This window comes from Photobacterium sp. BZF1 (assembly GCF_014349205.1).
In the GTDB taxonomy this organism is placed as follows: Bacteria; Pseudomonadota; Gammaproteobacteria; order Enterobacterales; family Vibrionaceae; genus Photobacterium.
Genome location: NZ_JACSOF010000020.1, coordinates 18,644 through 39,123, shown reverse-complemented (window position 1 = coordinate 39,123; position 20,480 = coordinate 18,644). Strand labels below are relative to the sequence as shown.

Genomic DNA, 20,480 nt, shown 5'->3' with positions numbered 1-20,480 from the left:
CCTTTTGTGAGCAGTTCTAAAAAATGCCGAAATGGCATTGTGGGAAAAACCAACCAAGTATTAACATAGTTTGACATCATAATGTTGCATATATGTGGTAACAGTGAGCTATGTGGAACTTTCACTCAAACAGCGCAGAAAAAACACTAAAGCTGTGCAAGGAATCAAATTATGAAACCTATCGATTTCACTGACTTAAAAACTATTGTTGAAATAAACAGCTGGACAGGGAACAAAGAAGGCGTAGATCTAAGTGGTCAGACCATGAAAAACTGGTTAAAACCACTTGGTTTCAATGTGGAAGTGTTCCAGCGAGAAAATGTGGGAAACCATTTACTGTTCACGACACCACAGCAAAATAACGCACCCAAAATCTTACTACTCGGCCACCTCGACACTGTATTCCCACCGGGAATATTTGAAGACTTCTCTGAGGACGATGAGTGGGTCTACGGACCAGGCACCTGTGATATGAAAGGCGGCAATTTCGTTGCATTGAGCGCTCTTAGAAACCTACACCAGCAACATGGTCAAATCTGTAACATCGATGTGTTGCTGGTCAGTGATGAAGAGACTGGCAGCGATGACAGTAAATTTGTTACCCGCCAAATTGCCCATCAATATTCCGCCTGTATAGATTTCGAGGCCGCTGGCCCTGATCACGAAGTCGTCGTCGGTCGCAAAGGGGTCGCTACATACAAAATAGGGCTTACTGGTGTCGCAGCCCACGCCGGCAATAACTACCATCTGGGTAAAAATGCCAATCTTGCAGCTGCCAAATTGCTGATTGCTTTAGATGAATTAACAAACATTTCGCAGGGAACAACCGTCAATGTCGGTAAAATCAAAGGTGGTATCAGTACCAATACGATTTCCCCCCATGCTGAATTAATGGTTGAAGCACGCTTTACCCAGTCAGAAGAACAGCAAAGAGTGCTGGGTGCCATCCCTGAACTGATCCACCAGCATGGCATAGAAGGGGTAACTGCAAACATTGAGGGTGGATTGCAACGGGATGTCATGACCCCCACCCCAGAACAGCGGGCATTACTTGAAAAAATTACTGCTATTTTGGGCTATGAATTGAAAACAGAACAGCGAGGCGGGGTCAGCGACGCCAATATTATGGCGGGAGCTGGCGTCCCGACTTTGGATGGGTTTGGTCCTTTTGGTGATGGTGATCATACCGAACACGAGCGGGCATCAAAGAGCAGTTTTGAGCGGCGGATAAAAGAGGTCACTGCTATCCTCGGGCACTACAACTTAGGACAATAAACACTAATAATGGGCAAGCCACCTTGTGAGATTGCCCATTTTCACTTCCGAATTTCTCAGTGTCGTTAGCAAAAGAAAAGTATCATAGCTGTAATGAAAAATAAGTTACCAGTTTATTACTTGAAAAAAGATAAAAGAGATAAATAATGCCTGAACGCATTAAGGCTTTATTTTTCCCTAATTGAGTGCCTTAATGACTCTAAGGGGTTAATCCCCCTCATTAGAAAACCATCAAGATTGTGCTTTTACATTTTTCTTAAGAAATAACTTCTTCTCTGCTAATGGGATAGTAACAAAACTTGATTGCACATCAGTAAGATAACACCACTTTAAAAATTTCACATCTCCATTATCAGAATAACTATTCAGTAAAAAGTAATGGCTGGTTGATTTTCATCAGTACTCTAATGTCGCCGAAACAGACAAGTAATTGTATTTCTGCAAACAAAAGAATGTGTTAATTGTATCTCAAAATAAAATAGCTCATAATACTGCGCCTTATAAACAAGCATAATAATAGACAGCTACAGGGTTTGAGTGATGGAACAAAAAATTTTGGTCGTCGAGGATAGCCGCCCATTCCGTCGAGTTATTGAAAGTGAACTAAGACAAGCAGGCTATACCCCGGTCATTGCCAACTCCATCGCTGAAGCTGAAGCTGTTTTGGACAACAGCACAGATTTTCTCTGCGCCATTCTCGACTATTGCTTGCCGGATGGCCAAGACGGTGAGATTATCGATGTGTGTTTATCGGTTGGGATAAAAGTCATTGTTTTGACGGCACTTATGGATGAAATGACCCGTGAAAAAGTTCTAGCAAAAACGGTTATTGATTACATTCCAAAAGACAGCCCAACCTGTATATCTAGCATTATTCCCATCCTGCAGCGCCTGGAGCGCAACAATGACCATACTGCCTTGGTTGTTGATGATTCAGTCACTGCACGAAAATACATCCGTAGCTTGCTGGAAAGGCAATATCTCACCGTGCTAGAGGCCAAAAATGGCGAACAAGCGCTGGAAATGATCAACAAGCATAAATCAATCTCTCTGGTTATTACCGACTACTCGATGCCGGAACGCGATGGCGTTAGCCTGATCAAAGAACTCAGAAAGCGTTTTCGTCCAGGCCAACTTGCTGTCATTGGTCTATCAGCCAGTGAAGAGCCAGCCCTTACCGCAAAGTTCCTCAAAGCAGGTGCCAACGATTTTCTCAAAAAACCCTTTAATCAGGAAGAGTTCTACTGCCGGTTGCATAGCACCCTAAACATCCTTGACTCAGAACGTAACCTTTACCTGCTCGCTAACCGTGATTACCTCACTCAATCATGGAACCGCCGTTATTTCTTCAATCACCAATTGGTGAAGAAAAATAACGGACCGCGATGCCTTGCCCTGCTCGATATTGATAACTTCAAACATCTCAACGACAACTATGGTCACCATATCGGTGACATGGTACTGATTGAGTTGGCGAACACCTTACAGGTCTACTTCCCTGATGCTTTGGTGGCTCGTTTCGGTGGTGAAGAGTTCTGCATTCTGTTCGGTAATTCCCCAGAGATTTTCGTCCAAAGGTTAAACAGAATGATTGAGGAAATTGCTAGCTCTGAGTTAACCATCCTTGGCAATACCATCAAGTACACCATCAGTATGGGGGTGACTCATGCGGAGAGTGACATTCACTCATTGATCCGACGCGCTGATAACTGCTTGTATCAGGCAAAAGAAGAAGGGCGCAACTGCCTTGTGGTGGAATAAGCGAACATAACTACGCTGTAACCCCAAAAGCTTACGCCCTTTTTTATAATGATGGAGAACCCGTTGCGCTTACAGCACGGTGACTAGCGGCTCTTCAACGCCTTGCCAGTCAACAAGGGCCGTCAATACGCGGCCCGGGCCATTGCTACCCTCAGCGCTAGTGACCACGAGTTGGTTACCTTTCTCGCCTCCCAGTGCGACCATTGTCGGGTTGTCGGCAGGGACTGGGATCACGTGGGTCACTACCCCATCAGTACCAATACGAACCACCGACTTACCGCTGTACATTGCCACCCAGTAAGCCCCTTCGCTGTCGACGCTGGCGCCATCAGGGCGGCCATCAAAATCTGTCAAATCGCAGAACACGGTGCTTTCGCCGTATTCACCGGTTTCAGGGTTGTAGTCCGCACGGTAAACCAAGCTAGAGCCTGTATCCGCCCAATACAATATCTTGCCACAAGGCGAGAATGCCAAGCCGTTGCATGTCCAGGCAAACATCGGCATCTTTTCCAATTTGCCGCCCGCCATCAACTGATGGAACTGGCCCTGATCACCTTCTTTGGCACCGTTGCGCGTGCCGGCCATGAAACGGCCACCCGGCGCAGCACGGCCATCATTGAAGCGCATTCTTGGGTGGGTTTTCTCCAGCGGGGCAATTTGCTGACGTTCCGCATCCCAACTTTCCAGCAGGTATACGCCAGATTTTGTTCCGAGTACAAAACCATCTTCACCCCACATTGCCGCACAGCCAAGCATGTCATCCCACTGGCGAGACTCGGCTTGACCATCTTTCAAGCGCCATAACTCACCGGCAGGGATATTTACCCAGCACCAGGCTTGCTGGCGCCAGTCCCAACGAGGGCATTCGGCCAGGTCAAAGCCCTGCTCCACCAAAGGGGAAAATTCGAGGTTCAATTGCTGACTTTCTTTCATTGTTCTTCCTGCTAACTTTTTATTTTCCGTTCGCTTGCCTTAAGCGTAATAGGTACCTTGGCAATCCTGCCATTAAACCACTCGTTACCGGTAACATCCAGCCTAACTTGTATTTATGTCAAGCGCATTGCCATCTTGAAATACGGGACATCGCCTTTGTAAAACCGCTCACCTTCTGGTGCCATACCAAATCGACGGTAAAAACCACCAGCCGTTTCCCGGGCGTCGCACCAAAAAAGGCTCACACCTTTTTCTTTCAGTGCTTTTAGAATATGTTCAATCATCGAAGATCCTATTCCTTGGCCTTGGTACTCAGGCTGTGTGGCAAACTTGCGTAGCCTAGCCTTCTCACCCGAAACAAACACCGATGCCACACAGACCAACGCCCCATCATGGTAAACACCATAATGCAGGCCATCCGCATCATCTGGCACCCGGCAAAATTCAACACTCTCATTGGGCCACAGTACCCGGTGTCGAATAGGTAATGTTTCTTCCGCTGTTATTTCTGTAATGTTCACAATGATATCTACCTAATCCCTCATAACAGAACCTTTGACTCTGTATACTTGCCAACGCTCATCCCGAAAGAAAAAACAAACGAGGATAAAAGTAGAATCAGGCAAGATTGATGCACAATTATGTCTTAACCTCTTAGTTGCAGAAATGTACAATCTGCAACCATAATGTGTAAACTCAGACGTGAGTTTTACTCCAACACATTTCTTTTTCCTGTCGGGATAACGCTCCGGTTTCACTTCCCCCTATGCCTCACATGCTGTTCGCATCAAGTCATAGCTTTCCGGGCTTTAGCCTTCGATAGTGCTATTTTGCCAAACACATCTGCCAGACTGGAACCATCAATATATGTACAAACGTTTCGAAAAGCTCGCACAGGCCTTTCCGCCACACGAGCCAGAGCAGCCACCCAAAGGACTGTTCGCCTTCTGCCGCCACTATACCCGCGGTTTTGAACTCCCCTTACTGGCTATGTCGGTGCTCAGTGCACTGATTGCCATTGTTGAAGTCTCTCTCTTTGGTTTCATGGGCCAGCTTGTAGACTGGCTGGCCGAACATAACCCAGATACCTTCTGGGCCGAAGAGGGCGGCAAGTTGCTGGGCATGGGGTTATTGGTGGTGATCGTCGTCCCGATCCTTATCACCCTTCACTCTTTGGTTGTTCACCAGACCCTGCTGGGCAACTACCCAATGTCGATCCGCTGGTTAGCGCACCGCTACCTGCTGCGTCAGAGTGTCTCTTTCTACCAGGATGAATTTGCCGGGCGCATTGCAACCAAGGTCATGCAAACCTCCCTAGCCGTCAGGGAAACGGTGATGAAACTGCTTGATGTACTGGTCTACATCACCGTCTATTTTACTTCTATGGTGGTAATGATTGGTCAGTCAGATGCCCGTTTGATGATTCCGATGCTGCTGTGGCTGGCGGCTTATGTCGGCATTCAATTGTACTTCGTCCCCAAGCTAAAAGCGGTTGCTACCGAACAAGCCGATGCCCGCTCAATGATGACCGGCCGCATTGTTGACAGCTATACCAACATCTCTACCGTAAAGCTGTTCTCGCACACTAACCGCGAAACCGAATATGCCGAGCAGGGCATGAGCGGCTTTATGGACACCGTATACCGCCAGATGCGATTCGTCACAGGCTTTAACATCTCGGTAGAAGCCATCAACTACCTGCTGGTTTTCATTATTGCCGGCATGTCTATCTGGCTTTGGTCGAGTGCCGCTATTTCCATCGGAGCTATCGCGATTGCAGTCAGCTTGGCACTTCGTATCAACGGCATGTCCAAATGGATCATGTGGGAGGTCGGTAGCCTGTTTGAAAACCTCGGCACCGTGGTTGATGGGATGAAAACCCTATCCAAACCTGTCGATATCCAGGATAAGCCTAGCGCGCCGGATTTGAAGGTTGAAAAAGGTGGTATCGAATTCAGTGATGTCAGCTTCCACTACGGCGAACAGAAAGGGGTGATCGAAAAGCTCAACCTGAACATCAAACCGGGTGAGAAGATTGGCCTGATTGGCCGCTCCGGAGCGGGCAAGTCCACCTTGGTTAACCTGCTAATGCGCTTTCATGATGTGGAAGCTGGAGCGATCAAAATTGATGGCCAGAAGATTTCCGACGTAACCCAGGATTCTCTTCGCGGCCAAATCGGCATGGTGACCCAGGATACATCTTTGCTGCACCGTTCGATCAGGGAAAACATCCTCTACGGCCGCCCAGATGCGACTGAAGAGGAGTTGCTCAGCGCCACCAAGCAGGCCCACGCCCATGAGTTTATCGAAACACTGAGCGATCCCCATGGCAACGTTGGTTACGATGCACAGGTCGGTGAGCGCGGTGTGAAATTGTCAGGTGGCCAGCGCCAGCGTATTGCCATCTCCCGTGTGCTGCTAAAAGATGCACCGATCTTGATCCTTGACGAGGCAACCTCGGCGCTTGACTCAGAAGTCGAAGCTGCAATCCAGGAAAGCCTGTACCAGTTGATGGAAGGTAAAACGGTAATTGCCATTGCCCACCGCCTGTCGACTATCGCTGCAATGGACCGCCTGATCGTTCTTGATAAGGGCGAAGTCGTTGAGCAGGGCACCCATCAGGAACTGCTCGATCATGACGGTATCTACGCCCAGCTCTGGGAGCACCAAACCGGTGGTTTCATTGCCGACGAGGTCGAGCTGAAACAAGCCTAACCACACTTTCAATCAACAGCCTAGCATTTGCTAGGCTGTTTACTTCCCACCCTGCCTCATTTCATTAAACCTCACCGCTAAAAAGCTCAACAAGCATACTGCTCGGTGGAGTACCATTTTTCCGAGTACTGATTGATAAGGCTTTATGAAATCAACAAAATCTTGTGCCACCTGCAATGAGATATCTTGTACTTGTTCTTGAGAGCTCAGCTCCTTTCCGCACAATAAAGAGACCGCAAACTTCTTGCCGTCTTCAGTACAATATTCACGCCATAAGTTTTTCCACCAGCCTACTCGCTGAGTCCGCTTTAGCTTTTCCTGCCCTTTTGGCCGACCAACAAAGTAATACAAAGCCGTATTCCTGTTTTTTACAGCATCGGAAAATTGCGTAATACAAGCTCCCCGCAAGAATACTTCATGCTCGAGGGAATGCAGGCTTTGACCATGGCCAAGCTTATAAAGCAGGTTGAAGTGCGTATGGGCCGTTAGAACAGGTAAGGCAAACGTATAACGCTTTGAAGCAGAGTGGCACTCACCAATATTCAAGCGGTCAAATTGAGACCGCAGGATAAACTGATTCTCTTTAAATACAGCCAAATCAATACCGGAAATGTCACTAGGGATATCTCTATCTGCCATCGTCAAAGCAGAATAGCGGCCAGCTTCAGGTAAACAGAGCGGAATACACATTGGCGTTAGCCACAACACTCGACCACTGCCTAGGCCGCAACTTATCATTATCCAGCACCACCCTCCTTTGAAAGGCATTCGGTAGGTAATGGTAGCGACCCGTTCTTCTACGGGTTGCAAGACGAGATGTGAAATAGCTTCCTGCTGCAAAGCATCAAAACAGCGGTCAATCTGAGTTGCCGACAAGCCAAGTACCGTTTCGGGCTTTTTCTCGCGATGGCTTTCCAGCCACAGCAACAATTCTGCACACCTATCTGTAGCTTGTTGGGAAAGGGCTTTCTTGGTAAATGTCACACCACAATGTTTACAACGAAAACGCTGCGCTTGTGTCTTGGTAAAACCAAATCTTTTGTTTTGGTCATTTCCACACCTGGGGCACCACCTCCCAGTCGTATTGCCAATCACTTCCTGCCAGTAATCAACCATCATATTGAAACTATCGTTATCCAGCATGGGAGGATTAGCTCCACAACGCAGGCAGTGAAGCGCTCTAAAGCCCAAATTATAAGTATCGTACTCGTAGTCGGGAGAGCCACTCACACCGAGGTTGGGGCAGGAACTGGTTTTGCAAACGTTTAAATCACGCAATTGGCAACACTTTCTGTAAATTTGACAATATTATTGAGTATTGGCGAAATTTATGTGATCTGCATCGCCTTTATCAAGCTCCCCCTCCCCTATTTTACCGCCAGCCCCAACACTGACGAGTTAAGACCATGAGAAAGACCCTGATCGCTTCATTGCTTGCCTGTACAGCGCTACCGTTAATGGCAAAAGATCTCACCATCCTTTACACCAACGATATCCATTCTAAAGCAGATCCTTTCATTGCCCGTTACATCGATGAAAATCGCGAGGTCGGCGGTTTTGCCAATATCGCTGCCTATGTAGAGCAAGAGAAAGCTAAGAACCCGACTTCTGTTTTCCTAGATGCCGGTGACTACTTTTCAGGTTCAACAATCGATAGCCTAACCAAAGGCGAAGCTATCATCGATATCATGAACAACATGGGCTACGATGCAGTTTCTATTGGCAACCACGAATTTGATTACGGTTGGGACAACACCCTTGTCCAATTGTCAAAAGCCAATTTTGAAGTACTGCTTGGCAATGTGTTTTTCGAAGGCTCTGACAAGCTGTTCTGGGACAAGCCCTTCACCATTATCGAGCGTGATGGTATTAAGCTAGGTATTATTGGCCTGCATGGCGTCTTTGCCTTTGATGATACTGTTGCAGCTGAAATGCGCCAAAACATCGAAGCAAGAGACGAAGTTGCCTTCCTGCAGAAATACATTGATGTAATAAAGCCGCAAGTTGACATTACCGTGGCCCTAATCCACCAAGGTACACCTGCCCGCCAGTCAAGCTCTGGGGCAACGGATGTAAGACGTGCACTAGATAAAGATATCGAAACAGTTAAGCAGGTCGAAGGGCTGGATCTCTTAATCACGGGGCATGCACATGTTGGAACACCCGAACCAATCCAAGTCAATGACACATTAATTTTGTCTACCGATGGATATGGGATCAATGTGGGCAAGCTAGTGATTGACTTTGATGAAGACAAACGCCAAATCCGTGGTTACGACTTTAATCTTCAGTCCATTTGGGCTGACGAGTGGACACCGAAAGCCGAAGTACAAGCATCAATAAACAAATGGAACCAATACGCAGCAGCTATCACGGATGAGCAAATCACGACGGCTCCAGAAGCACTAACCCGAGCCTATGGAGAATCGTCGAAGCTAGGTAATTTAGTTGCAGACAGTATCCTTGCAACCTTCAAAGACGCAGAATTAGCCTTCACCAACAGTGGCGGTATTCGTGAGGATATCAATGCTGGTGAAATGAGTTACGGTGATCTGATTGATGCCCTACCATTTCCTAACTACCCAGTATTCCTAAAACTAACGGGCAAGCAAATTGAAACGTTGCTTGAGCATGCAGCGGGACTAACTAACGGTGTCATGCAAACATCTACTGGCTTCTACTACGAGTATGATTCATCGCGTCCAGTAGGTGAACGAATTACCAGCGCAACCTTGAATGGTGATAAGTTACAGCCAGAGCGCGTATACCACGTTGCTACCAACAACTTCCTGGCTGATGGTGGAGACGGGTTTAGCGCATTTACCGAAGGTACAGATCGCATCAACATTCCAGACGAACCACTACACGATACTGTAAAGCGTTTTCTAGCAAGTAAAAATGCTTTTGAAAATATCAATGAAGTTCGCATCATAGATATCGCACAATAATACCTCTATAAAAGAGATTAAAGCATTTTAATCATAGCCCTGTATGGTACTTATTTATCCATACAGGGCTTCTACCAAGCAGGAAGTATTTCCCCCTTCGCCTCACTGTAACATTTTGATTAAAATCAACTAACACTCAAAACAGTCCTTCAGATAGGTTCCCTCTATCACAACTATCGATACAGCCATCTGTAAACATTTCTCATTCTCGCTATATTCATACTGATTTTTCTAAACATATCGACTGCCGCACAAGTTGCTGACAGAGAAGGAGTTCACTATGAGTAATGGTCAAGAAAGTACTACAGGTAAATGCCCCGTTATGCATGGCGGGAATACAACGCTAGGTGGCAAGGCCACCAAAAACGTTGATTGGTGGCCAAACCAATTGAATATCAGAATCCTGCACCAGAATGATAAAAAATCAAATCCGCTAGGTGAAGATTTCAACTATGCGGAGGCCTTTAAATCGTTGGACCTAAAGGCGGCCAAAGCAGACCTTGAAGCCCTTATGACCGACTCCCAAGATTGGTGGCCTGCAGACTACGGCCATTACGGCCCGTTCATGATCCGTATGGCATGGCACGCCGCAGGGACATACCGTACTTCAGATGGTCGCGGGGGCGGTAATACTGGCAACCAGCGCTTTGCCCCGCTAAACAGCTGGCCGGATAATGGCAACCTCGACAAAGCCCGCCGCCTACTATGGCCGGTTAAACAAAAATACGGCAATAACCTGTCTTGGGCTGATTTGTTTATCCTCGCCGGTAACGTTGCCCTCGAATCCATGGGACTGAAAACCTTTGGCTTCTCCGGTGGTCGCGCCGATATTTGGGAACCGGAAGAAGATATTTATTGGGGTGCCGAAAGCGAATGGCTGGGTGACGAGCGTTACTCAGGCGAGCGAGACTTAGAAAAACCACTTGCCGCAGTGCAAATGGGCTTAATCTACGTAAACCCGGAAGGGCCAAACGGCGACCCTAGCATTCTCGCTTCGGGCCGCGATATCCGTGATACCTTTGCCCGCATGGGAATGAACGATGAAGAAACCGTTGCCCTAGTGGCCGGTGGCCACACGTTTGGCAAGACCCACGGCGCAGGCCCAGAGGCAGAGATGGGGCCAGAGCCTGAAGCTGCACCACTGGAAGAGATGGGCTTTGGCTGGAAGAACAGCTTTGGCTCCGGTAAAGGTGACGACACGACAACGTCAGGAATTGAAGGTGCCTGGACACCAAACCCTATCCTTTGGGATAACGGCTATTTCGATATGCTGTTTGGTTACGACTGGGATCTGGTGAAGAGCCCGGCTGGCGCCTGGCAGTGGGAGCCTATCGGTGTCGCTGAGGAGCACATGGCGCCTAAGGCTCATGATGCGTCACAAAAAGTGAAAACCATCATGACAACCGCTGATATGGCAATGCGCATGGACCCGATCTATGGTCCAATCTCAAAGCGCTTCCATGACAACCCTGAAGAATTTGCCGATGCGTTTGCCCGTGCCTGGTTTAAGCTGACACACCGTGATATGGGGCCGAAAAGCCGCTACCTTGGTGAAGAATCGCCGTCAGAGGATTTGATTTGGCAAGACCCATTGCCACAGCCAAGTTTTGCAGCGCTATCAAGCGGCGATGTTGCCGAGCTCAAACAGGCTATCATCAACTCGGAACTCAGCGTCTCGGAACTAGTATCAACGGCTTGGTCCAGTGCATCGACCTACCGTGGCTCAGACTTCCGTGGCGGTGCAAACGGTGCTCGCATTCGCTTGTCGCCACAGCGTGACTGGGAAGCAAACCAACCTGAGCAGCTCGGAAAAGTGCTGGCTACCCTGGAAGGTATCCAAGCTAACTTCAATAACACCGAGCGTGGCGTCTCTATCGCAGACCTGATTGTATTGGCAGGTAATACCGCTATCGAGATAGCGGCGAAAGAAGGTGGTTTTGATGTCGATGTGCCATTCCTGGCTGGCCGCGTTGATGCTATAGCAGAGCAAACAGATGAAGCTTCATTTGCAGTATTGGAGCCAGAAGCTGACGGTTTCCGTAACTTCGCCAAAAAACTCTTCTCAGTTCCAGCCGAAGAGATGCTGCTTGATAAAGCACAACTGCTTGGCCTAACCGCGCCGGAGATGACGGTACTGATTGGTGGCCTGCGTGTCCTTGGCGCTAACCATAACAATACAGCACACGGCGTATTCACCGACAAAGTCGGCGTGCTAAGCAACGACTTCTTCACCAACCTCGTTGATATGGCGACGGAGTGGAAACCAGTATGCCCTAACAACAGCGCTTACTTGGGTACGGACCGAGCGACCGGTGAGAAGAAATGGACCGCAACCCGCGTAGATTTGGTCTTTGGTTCTAATTCGCAATTGCGCGCGATTGCCGAAGTCTACGCTCAGAATGATGCCAAAGAGAAGTTCGTCAAAGACTTCATCGCAGCATGGACCAAGGTGATGAACGCAGACCGTTTTGACCTAAAGTAATCCAAACAGGCTTAGCCAAGCCCGATAGTTAGATAGACCCTGACCTAGTTTCACCCCCAACAGCTTAAGTAGGGAGAAGCTAGGTCTGTTTTTTTTGAGTTTCTTACATCTGCCACCAGCAAGACAACCTGCCACTTACATAAGTAAAACCAGCACCTTATAGTCCAGCCTATCAAGAAAGATATAGGCTTGTGCTGATCGATACCCAACGCCAAATCGTTACTAAAGTTATATACAAACGGCCATCAATATCGGTCACTCTCACCTGAGACAGGAGGGAAAATGGACAATAGGCTCACTTCAAAAGAATTCCTCAGGGTGTTCGACCGCATCCGCTCCAAGGGCGATAAGCTGGAGCATAAATATCAATTGGGCCAACTTCAGGCTTGGCACGATTATGACGGTTACACCTGCTGGCTGGGCTACAAAGACGTGACTGTGACTATGATGTTCCACGGTTCACTGAAAATCGATTACGACAAGCCTGCAAACTATAACGATTTCATCAAGCAATGTTTGACCTTGACCGCGAGCAGACCTTCATAACCGGGGCTAATATGAACAGGCGGATAACGCGCTTTCACAGCACTTTCAATTTCTTGGCCCATTTTTGTTTTTTGCTCATTGCCACCTCTTTTTCTAGCAACGCTAATTCAGCAGGGACGATTATGATCGACTTCACACAACCCGATGAATACCGACAGTGGCAAGCCACCAACGACAACGTGATGGGTGGCATTTCTCAAGGGCAAATTACTTTTGACGGCCAATCAAGCCGGTTTTACGGGGAATTATCGCTCGCCAATAACGGGGGGTTCAGTTCCATCCGCCGCCCCATCGCCCCCCTTCCTGTCGGCGTTGAGCAAGTCGCCATCGAATTCGTCGGTGACGGTCGCGCTTACCAACTCCGGCTTGCGACATGGAAAAATGGCACTCGAATCACTTATAAGCACGAATTCTCCACCACTTTAGGCTTACGGCAGAGAAAAATATTCGACCTTCACAACTTCCAGGCGGTGTTTAGAGGGCAGCTCATCACCGGTGCACCAGCCCTAGCCGCCAATGATATCAGGCAAGTCGGCCTACTCATCGCCGACAAAATGGCAGGCCCCTTTGAACTGAATCTTGTCCAGGTTCAGTTTATCCCTACATCTCAACGCCAATGAACCTCTGCTACGACAGAAGCTAGAGTTTGTTTTTGATGCTAAGTCGATGGGGTTGTTTTTCATGACACGCTTGCTATGTTATAACATAACAACAATCAACCTTTGCTCTGTACTGTTATAAGTCCAGAGTAATTGAAGTACGCAGGCAATCCGCTTGTAACATGGGAAGACATACAATGAATGCTGCTGTAACAGAACAACTCTCGCCTGACGACATCATTGGGATTAAGGACAATATCGAAGAGCCCGAGCGAGAAACGTTTGCCGCCTCTGGCAAAAAACCGACGGTATTGACTGATATTTACCAACAGCAAATCAACATCGCTATTTGGCAGCGCTCCATAACCAAAACGCTCAGCAATGCCGTCAGCCAATTTCTTGAAGCTAATGAGAAATTTGAAAAGTCCATCACCCTTTCCCCTTCTTCGGCATACGCTGATCTGGAGGAGTTAACCAAAGGGACTGCCCCACGAGCTTTATTAGAAAATATGGCCGAGCTTGTCGATATGTTCTGTTGCCTGTTTGACCTCAAGCGGGCAGGTCTTCGCTTGGCTATCTTAGACACCGCAATGTGTCCGCGCTTTCATGTCGATAGAGTCCCTTGCCGCCTGGTGACAACCTATCACGGTCTGGCTACAGAGTGGCTACCTAATCATCTCATCGATCGTGCCAAGCTAGGGCACGGTAGCCTTGGCCGGCCTGATTCGGTTTCGGGTTTATATACTAGAGAAGCGAATGTCCAGCAACTCACAGCCGGTGACGTTGCGCTTCTCAAGGGAGAGCGCTGGGAAGGAAACGAGCGTACTGCCCTTGTACACCGCTCGCCGACATTGCTCAGTGATGAAAAGCGGTTATTTCTGTCGCTGGACTTCAGCGACTAGCATCAAGCCCCGGCTATATGGGGCTAGATTAAACCGATGACGACAGCGGATGCGCTTTGAAAAAATCAATCAACGTCCTTACCTTCTTCGGCATCAGTGTTTTGTGCTGGTACACCGCATAAAGGGACACTGTAACACCATGCAACTCAGGTAATAGCCGGACAATCCGACCTGATTTCAGCTCATTCTCAATCACAAAGCTTGGCATCACGGCGAACCCTTCTCCCATCAGCACGAAATCACGCAACATAGCTGTCGTTCGCACCGAGAGCGACGGCTCTTTGTTTAGCACACTTACCTGCTGCTGGTTGTTCTTCAATACCAAATGCTTGTGCCCGTGGACGATGGCATGGCTAAGCCAGTTCATTTGGTCAAGGTCTTGTAACCCATTGACCGGTGGAAAGCGCTCAAGATAACTCCTTGAGGCACAGAGCATGTCAGTAAACTCGCCAATCTTGACCGCATACAAACTTGAATCAGCCAGCGCAGCCGATGCACGGATAGCGATATCGCAACGCTCTTCGGTCAAATCCTGGTAGCCATCGCTTTCAAGGATATCCAAACGGATTTTGGGGTGCAGCTTTAAAAACTCGCTCAGTAGCCTGACTAATTCAGGACTGCCCACTGGGGTTGAAATACGTATCAGGCCACTTGGCTCAGCAGTATCTTGCTGCACTTCTGTGTTGGCCAAATTGGCGATGTCCTGTATCTCTTTACATTTTTGGTAATAGAGCGCCCCAGCTTCCGTCAGTGACAAAGAGCGGGTGGTCCGGTTAAGCAGCCTTGTCTCTAAGTTAGACTCCAACCTCGACACCACCTGTGATACCCGTGCCTTGCCAAGTCCCAGCGTATCAGCCGCCTTGGTAAACGACTGCTGCTCCACCACCACAGCAAACACCACCATGTCATCCAATGAGATATTCATACCTGACCTATTGTTTACCAAAACTAAACAGTAAGTTTATCTTCATGCTAATTATCAATCAAAGAGTAAACGATATAGTTAATACCAACAGCACATACGGCGAAACCAGCCGACGATGTCACTATCAGGAGAAACACCATGTCAGATCGCAAACTTCTTATTACAGGCGCTTCAGGTAAACTTGGCCAGCAAGTCATTGAATACCTTTTGAATGATTTCAATATTCCAGCGAACCAACTGATTGCAACAAGCCGTAACGCTGCAAGCCTCAGCGAACTGGCTGATAAAGGTGTCGATGTCCGTGAGGCTGACTTCTCGAATCCAGCCTCACTGGAAGCCGCTTTTGCCGGTGCCGACAACCTGCTGTTGATCAGTATTGATGCCATTGGCCAGCGCAGTGAACTCCACCGCAATGCGGTACTGGCAGCGCAAAATGTGGGTATTAAGCACCTGACCTATACTTCAATGCCTGCAGCAGATACCTCGCCGGTCGTCTTTGCCTTTGAGCATGAAGCGACAGAAAAAGCGATTACCGATAGTCAAATCAGCAACTGGACTATCCTTCGCAACAACTGGTATTTCGAGAACCTAACTGAGTTCTTCGCCAGCACACTACAAACCCAAGCGTGGCTAACCGCAGCGAAAGAAGGCAAAACTGCACAACTCAGCCGCCTTGACCTTGCCTATGCTGCCGCAGCTTCTGTCGCAAAAGCCCTAAACGGCAAACAGACCCTGACACTCAATGGTCCAGAGTCTCTGACCACTGAACAAATGGCAGCCAAGATCAACCAAGCGCTGGGGCTTAATATCCAGGTCATCCACCAATCAGATGAAGAGCTGAAGGCACAACTTGAATCGTTCGGCCTGCCGGAAGGTATCGTCTCCTTGGTCACCACCATGGACCAACATGCCCGTGGTGCTTACTCTGATGGCAGCAGCCAGGATTTCGAAGTGCTGACAGGCCGCAAGCCCCAAGACTTCTCACAGTGGCTTGAAGCCAATAAAGCCATGCTGAGCCAGATCGCGCAGGGCGCTTAACCACCAGCACATAAAAGAGCTATCGATGTTTGTTGTCATATTTTGTGATAACGAACATCGGTATCAATTCAAACTTGATAATCCCTTGAGCTATCTAAAGAGATAGCCAATATGGCTTGTTCGCTTGAGCACTCTACCGACTGTGCACATCACCACACTTTTCATACATTTAACGGCACTAATGCCGATTTTGGCTACACTTTAGGCATCATAACAAGAAAAAGGGTAGCCCATGGAAAGCCAGAATATCCCACCCTATTCCGATCCCAAACAGGCTGCCCAATCATTACTCGACTTGGTGACTGAACTGGCCAAGGAAGTCAATCCAGGCAATTTTGACAGCAGTACGGTTCAACTTGATAGCAGCCTAGACCAAGACCTTGGCCTCGACAGTTTAAGTCGGGCTGAACTTATCCAGCGTACCGAACAACAATTTGCCCTCACCCTGCCCTCGCAGACACTGGCAGAAATCGATACCCCCCGTGACTTGCTCAATGCCATTTTCAATGCCGAGCAACACCCAACCGCGATTAGAGCTACCGCAGAGAAAATAGAGCTTCCGACAGCGTCGAGTTATCCGGATCAAGTTCAAACCTTGCAAGAGTTGCTGCGATGGCATGTGGACCAACATGGTGACCGCCCACACCTGTATGTCTATCAAGATGCCGACAATGTTGAGTCCATCAGTTACCAAACCCTGTACCAGCAGGCACAGATCATCGCTAGCCGGCTCCAAGATCTCGGTATCGGCCCGGGAGATACCGTGGCAATCATGCTGCCTACCTGTAATGCCTATTTCTATTGCTTCTTTGGGATTTTGTTGTCGCGGGCGATCCCGGTACCGATATACCCACCCGCTAGGCCATCACAAATTGAGGACCACCTTGTCAGGCACAGTAAGATACTGCAAAACGCCGAGACAAAAATGCTTATAACAGTAGAGCAGGCCAAAGGCTTATCCACCCTGCTCAAGCTCCATGTACCGGCACTAGAGCATATTGTGACCGCAGAAGAAATTGAAACGCTGTCAGCCGAATCGGTCTCTTCCGAGCAACAACAAATTGGCAAAGCCCAGCTGGGCGACATTGCATTTTTACAATACACCTCGGGCAGTACCGGGGTACCGAAAGGGGTACAACTCACCCATGCCAATCTGCTTGCCAATATTCGGGCTATGGGCAAGGCCGTCGGCGCAACCTCCGATGATGTGTTTGTCAGCTGGTTGCCGGTCTACCATGACATGGGGTTAATCGGCGCCTGGTTCGGCAGCCTTTACCATGCAATCCCCCTAGTGATCATGTCGCCGCTCAACTTCCTGACCCAACCCAAGCGTTGGCTTTGGGCGCTTCACCACCACCGTGGAACCATTACCGCTGCCCCTAACTTTGCCTATGAGCTTTGCGTAAACAAAATACCGGATACCGATTTGGAAGGGTTGGACCTCTCCAGTGTCCGGCACTGCTGGAACGGCGCTGAACCCATCAGTCCTGCAACCATGAAAGCATTTACCCAAAGGTTCCAACCGTACGGTTTCACCCCAGAGGCCATGACTCCGGTTTACGGTCTGGCAGAGTCTTCGGTAGGTTTAACTTTCCCGCTTAACACCCGTACCCCGAGGGTTGAATGGGTCGACAGACAGGCCATGATGGATTCAGGCAAAGCAGTATTGAAATCAGGTAAAGCCACTACAGACAAACACTTAAACCCTGAAGGAAGTGAAGGCGAGCAGAAAGATATCAACGTCCTGCTCGAGCATAATATTCCGCTGATTGGCCTCGGGCACCCTCTTCCCGGGCACCAGATACGGGTTGTAGATAGCCAAGGCAGGGAGCTGCCCGAGCGGCAGGAGGGGGAGTTGGAATTCAAAGGCCCCTCGTCAACATCGGGTTACTATCGCGCACCGGATAAAACCGCTGGGCTTTACCATGGCGAATGGTTGCGCACGGGCGATCGCGCCCTAACGATGGAGGGAGAATTGTTTCTTACCGGGCGGGTCAAAGACATCATTATCAAAGCAGGTCGCAACATTTACCCGCAAGAGCTGGAATCAGCAGTCAGTCAGTTGGACGGTATCCGCAAGGGTTGTATCGCCGTATTTGCCAGTGCCAACCCCAAAACCGGTACCGAGCAACTGGTCGTTTTGGCCGAAACCAAACTCAATGATGAGCAGCAAAAGCAAAAACTCCGCGATGAAATACAAAACCTCTCAATCAACCTGCTTGGTATTCCCACTGATGTGGTAGCGCTTTGCCCACCCCATACGGTGCCCAAAACGTCCAGTGGCAAAATCCGCCGCTCTGCATGCAAGACGTTATTCGAGGAAAACAAACTCAATGCCCCGCAACGTGCGGTGTGGTGGCAAGCAACCCGTTTGTTCATATCCAGTGCCAAGCCAGCTTTTACCCGATTCAAACGCTTGGCTGCAGACTGGGGATTTGCGTTCTACATGTGGCTGATTATGGCGCTATTGGCACCACCGGTATGGGTTTTGGTAGCGCTTTTGTCTTCCCGGCAAGCATGTTGGTCCGTAGCCCGTTGGGGGGCCAGAATGCTTATGAAACTCACCCAGACCAGGATGGAGATCACGGGTATCGACAACCTACCCAGTGGTGATTCCCCCTACTTAGTTATCGTCAACCATGCCAGCTACCTTGACGGCCTGGTACTCTTGGCAGCAACCGGTAAAGACCATCAATTCGTCGCCAAATCCGAACTCAAAGATAATTTCTTTGCCCGAACCTTCCTCGAAAAACTGGGAACCCATTTTGTCGAACGGTTTGATACCCAAAAAAGCCTCACCGACAGCCGACAGTTGGCTGCCTTTGTCGACAGTCCGAGCCCACTCACCATATTTCCCGAAGGGACGCTATACCGCATGGCAGGTATCCATGACTTCCATCTCGGCGCCTTTCAAATTGCGGTAGAGAAACAGATTCCGATCCTGCCTGTTACGCTCAAGGGCACCCGCTCAATACTCAGGGATAAGTCTCTCTTTCCCCGCAAAGGGGATATCGACGTCATCATTAGTCCCCTGCTCAAACCTGATGGCAGTGACTGGCAGGCAACACTAGCATTGCGCAATGCGGCCAGGAAAATCATTTTGGCCAATAGTGGTGAGCCGGATTTGGCGAGGGAAACGACCCGCTGAGGAAAACAAAAAGAGCGCCTGTTTCTAGTCGAATGACAGGCGCTCTCTTCTTATATCAGGCTATTTCAACCATTAAAGCAAAGAGGTTTCGGTTTCAATATCAAACAGATGACAATGGGACATATCGAAGTGAAGCGGCTTTAGTTCCCCGTGGCTAATTGACTGCTGCGGGTTGAACGGTACTCGCGCCACCTGCTTAACATCGCCGATATTGAAGTAGAGATAAAGCTCATTGCCCATCGACTCCACCACATTGATTGTTTTCAGCTCAATGTCCTGGGTTGAGGCCGCCATATCCTGTTCATCCACCACGCTGATATGCTCGGGACGAAGACCAAACCAGACCTGCTGGCCGACCTTATCCATCACTTTACTGGCTTTGTCTGCCGGTAACAGCAGTTTCGGACCACTTTCAGGCTGTAGGTAAACATTGCCCTGTTCGAGAGAGACTTCTGCCTTGATCATATTCATCGCCGGCGAACCTATAAACCCTGCCACAAACTTGTTAGCCGGGAACTGGTATAGATTCATCGGGGTGTCAACCTGCATCACCTGCCCTTGGTTGAGCACACAGATCCGGTCGCCCAGCGTCATCGCTTCAACCTGATCGTGGGTCACGTAGATCATAGTGGCCGTTTGGCCTTCATTTTTCAGATCATTGTGCAACTGGGCAATGCTAACCCGGGTTGATACCCGTAGCTTTGCATCGAGATTGGACAACGGCTCGTCGAACAAAAAGACATCCGGTTTCCTTACCATGGCCCGCCCCAACGCTACACGCTGGCGCTGGCCACCAGACATCTCACCCGGCTTGTTGCCCAGCAAATGGGTGATCTCCAGTGTTTCTGCCGCTTCGCGAATACGACGGTCAATCTCATGGCGGTCTAGTTTTTGTTGCTTGAGGCCAAACGCCATATTGTCGTAAACAGACATATGCGGGTAGAGCGCATAGTTTTGGAACACCATGGCAATACCACGGTCTTTGGGTGGCAGGTCATTGACCCGCTTGTCACCAATCATGATGTCGCCATCGGTGATCTCTTCCAGACCAGCAATCATGCGTAGCGTCGTGGACTTTGCACAGCCTGACGGGCCGACAAAGACCATAAACTCGCCTTCTTTGATCGTCAGGTCGACCCCTTTCACCGCTTTAAATCCATTTGGGTAGACCTTCTCTACCTCACGAAGTACGACTTCAGCCATAATAT

General features: G+C 49.0%; 15 protein-coding genes. 10 read left to right on the top strand and 5 right to left on the bottom strand.

Going from position 1 to position 20,480, the window contains the following annotated elements; genetic code table 11:
- The first annotated feature begins 171 nt into the window (after positions 1-171).
- The gene (locus BIZ37_RS06490; RefSeq protein WP_187460799.1) at positions 172-1,275 is read left to right on the top strand and encodes a M20 family metallopeptidase; all 1,104 of its coding nucleotides are present in this window, start codon (positions 172-174) and stop codon (positions 1,273-1,275) included.
- 540 nt (positions 1,276-1,815) lie between these two features.
- Positions 1,816-3,036, top strand: a complete 1,221-nt coding sequence (locus BIZ37_RS06485; RefSeq protein ID WP_187460798.1) for a response regulator — start codon at positions 1,816-1,818, stop codon at positions 3,034-3,036.
- A gap of 69 nt (positions 3,037-3,105) precedes the next feature.
- On the opposite strand, the gene BIZ37_RS06480 is transcribed toward BIZ37_RS06485, so the two are convergent.
- Together BIZ37_RS06480 and BIZ37_RS06475 are read right to left on the bottom strand one after the other, a co-directional pair.
- Positions 3,106-3,969 carry an SMP-30/gluconolactonase/LRE family protein gene (locus tag BIZ37_RS06480; protein ID WP_187460797.1) on the bottom strand — a complete coding sequence of 288 codons (864 nt, stop codon included), beginning with the start codon at positions 3,967-3,969 and terminating at the stop codon, positions 3,106-3,108.
- 113 nt (positions 3,970-4,082) lie between these two features.
- Complete coding sequence (locus BIZ37_RS06475) at positions 4,083-4,490, bottom strand: GNAT family N-acetyltransferase (protein ID WP_187460796.1); 408 nt, start codon at positions 4,488-4,490, stop codon at positions 4,083-4,085.
- A gap of 346 nt (positions 4,491-4,836) precedes the next feature.
- On the opposite strand from BIZ37_RS06475, the gene BIZ37_RS06470 reads away from it, so the two are divergent.
- Positions 4,837-6,684, top strand: a complete 1,848-nt coding sequence (locus BIZ37_RS06470; RefSeq protein WP_187460795.1) for an ABC transporter ATP-binding protein — start codon at positions 4,837-4,839, stop codon at positions 6,682-6,684.
- A gap of 39 nt (positions 6,685-6,723) precedes the next feature.
- Here the strand turns inward: BIZ37_RS06470 and BIZ37_RS06465 are convergent, their stop codons facing one another.
- Positions 6,724-7,827 (bottom strand): IS1 family transposase, encoded by a 1,104-nt coding sequence (locus BIZ37_RS06465; RefSeq protein ID WP_187460794.1) that lies wholly within the window; start codon positions 7,825-7,827, stop codon positions 6,724-6,726.
- Positions 7,828-8,090: 263 nt separating this feature from the next.
- On the opposite strand from BIZ37_RS06465, the gene BIZ37_RS06460 reads away from it, so the two are divergent.
- From BIZ37_RS06460 to BIZ37_RS06440, 5 genes are all read left to right on the top strand, one after another.
- Entirely contained in the window at positions 8,091-9,632 is a 1,542-nt protein-coding gene (locus BIZ37_RS06460) for a bifunctional UDP-sugar hydrolase/5'-nucleotidase (protein WP_187460793.1), read from the top strand.
- A gap of 280 nt (positions 9,633-9,912) precedes the next feature.
- Entirely contained in the window at positions 9,913-12,114 is a 2,202-nt protein-coding gene (gene katG, locus BIZ37_RS06455; RefSeq protein ID WP_187460792.1) for a catalase/peroxidase HPI, read from the top strand.
- A 282-nt stretch (positions 12,115-12,396) separates the two neighbouring features.
- On the top strand, positions 12,397-12,660 hold the full coding sequence (locus BIZ37_RS06450) for a DUF3081 domain-containing protein (protein ID WP_187460791.1): 264 nt from the start codon (positions 12,397-12,399) through the stop codon (positions 12,658-12,660).
- Positions 12,661-12,782: 122 nt separating this feature from the next.
- On the top strand, positions 12,783-13,280 hold the full coding sequence (locus BIZ37_RS06445; protein ID WP_187460812.1) for a CIA30 family protein: 498 nt from the start codon (positions 12,783-12,785) through the stop codon (positions 13,278-13,280).
- Between the two features lie 176 nt (positions 13,281-13,456).
- Positions 13,457-14,161: a DUF1826 domain-containing protein gene (locus tag BIZ37_RS06440; protein WP_187460790.1), complete on the top strand. Its 705-nt coding sequence runs from the start codon at positions 13,457-13,459 to the stop codon at positions 14,159-14,161.
- A 28-nt stretch (positions 14,162-14,189) separates the two neighbouring features.
- On the opposite strand, the gene BIZ37_RS06435 is transcribed toward BIZ37_RS06440, so the two are convergent.
- A complete protein-coding gene (locus BIZ37_RS06435; RefSeq protein WP_187460789.1) occupies positions 14,190-15,086 on the bottom strand; it encodes a LysR family transcriptional regulator in 897 nt (298 codons plus the stop codon).
- Positions 15,087-15,224: 138 nt separating this feature from the next.
- Here BIZ37_RS06435 and BIZ37_RS06430 point away from each other — a divergent pair, with 138 nt between their 5' ends.
- Positions 15,225-16,124 (top strand): NAD(P)H-binding protein, encoded by a 900-nt coding sequence (locus BIZ37_RS06430; RefSeq protein ID WP_187460788.1) that lies wholly within the window; start codon positions 15,225-15,227, stop codon positions 16,122-16,124.
- Between the two features lie 232 nt (positions 16,125-16,356).
- A complete protein-coding gene (locus BIZ37_RS06425) occupies positions 16,357-19,272 on the top strand; it encodes an AMP-binding protein (protein WP_187460787.1) in 2,916 nt (971 codons plus the stop codon).
- Positions 19,273-19,344: 72 nt separating this feature from the next.
- On the opposite strand, the gene BIZ37_RS06420 is transcribed toward BIZ37_RS06425, so the two are convergent.
- On the bottom strand, positions 19,345-20,475 hold the full coding sequence (locus tag BIZ37_RS06420) for an ABC transporter ATP-binding protein (RefSeq protein WP_187460786.1): 1,131 nt from the start codon (positions 20,473-20,475) through the stop codon (positions 19,345-19,347).
- Between the last annotated feature and the right edge of the window lie 5 nt (positions 20,476-20,480).

What these genes read in the sequence shown, in the direction of transcription:
- BIZ37_RS06490 (WP_187460799.1), top strand. Translation starts at nt 172, where the DNA reads ATGAAACCTATCGATTTCACTGACTTAAAAACTATTGTTGAAATAAAC.
- BIZ37_RS06485 (WP_187460798.1), top strand. Translation starts at nt 1,816, where the DNA reads ATGGAACAAAAAATTTTGGTCGTCGAGGATAGCCGCCCATTCCGTCGA.
- BIZ37_RS06480 (WP_187460797.1), bottom strand. Translation starts at nt 3,969, where the DNA reads ATGAAAGAAAGTCAGCAATTGAACCTCGAATTTTCCCCTTTGGTGGAG.
- BIZ37_RS06470 (WP_187460795.1), top strand. Translation starts at nt 4,837, where the DNA reads ATGTACAAACGTTTCGAAAAGCTCGCACAGGCCTTTCCGCCACACGAG.
- BIZ37_RS06465 (WP_187460794.1), bottom strand. Translation starts at nt 7,827, where the DNA reads ATGCTGGATAACGATAGTTTCAATATGATGGTTGATTACTGGCAGGAA.
- BIZ37_RS06460 (WP_187460793.1), top strand. Translation starts at nt 8,091, where the DNA reads ATGAGAAAGACCCTGATCGCTTCATTGCTTGCCTGTACAGCGCTACCG.
- katG (WP_187460792.1), top strand. Translation starts at nt 9,913, where the DNA reads ATGAGTAATGGTCAAGAAAGTACTACAGGTAAATGCCCCGTTATGCAT.
- BIZ37_RS06450 (WP_187460791.1), top strand. Translation starts at nt 12,397, where the DNA reads ATGGACAATAGGCTCACTTCAAAAGAATTCCTCAGGGTGTTCGACCGC.
- BIZ37_RS06445 (WP_187460812.1), top strand. Translation starts at nt 12,783, where the DNA reads ATGATCGACTTCACACAACCCGATGAATACCGACAGTGGCAAGCCACC.
- BIZ37_RS06440 (WP_187460790.1), top strand. Translation starts at nt 13,457, where the DNA reads ATGAATGCTGCTGTAACAGAACAACTCTCGCCTGACGACATCATTGGG.
- BIZ37_RS06435 (WP_187460789.1), bottom strand. Translation starts at nt 15,086, where the DNA reads ATGAATATCTCATTGGATGACATGGTGGTGTTTGCTGTGGTGGTGGAG.
- BIZ37_RS06430 (WP_187460788.1), top strand. Translation starts at nt 15,225, where the DNA reads ATGTCAGATCGCAAACTTCTTATTACAGGCGCTTCAGGTAAACTTGGC.
- BIZ37_RS06425 (WP_187460787.1), top strand. Translation starts at nt 16,357, where the DNA reads ATGGAAAGCCAGAATATCCCACCCTATTCCGATCCCAAACAGGCTGCC.
- BIZ37_RS06420 (WP_187460786.1), bottom strand. Translation starts at nt 20,475, where the DNA reads ATGGCTGAAGTCGTACTTCGTGAGGTAGAGAAGGTCTACCCAAATGGA.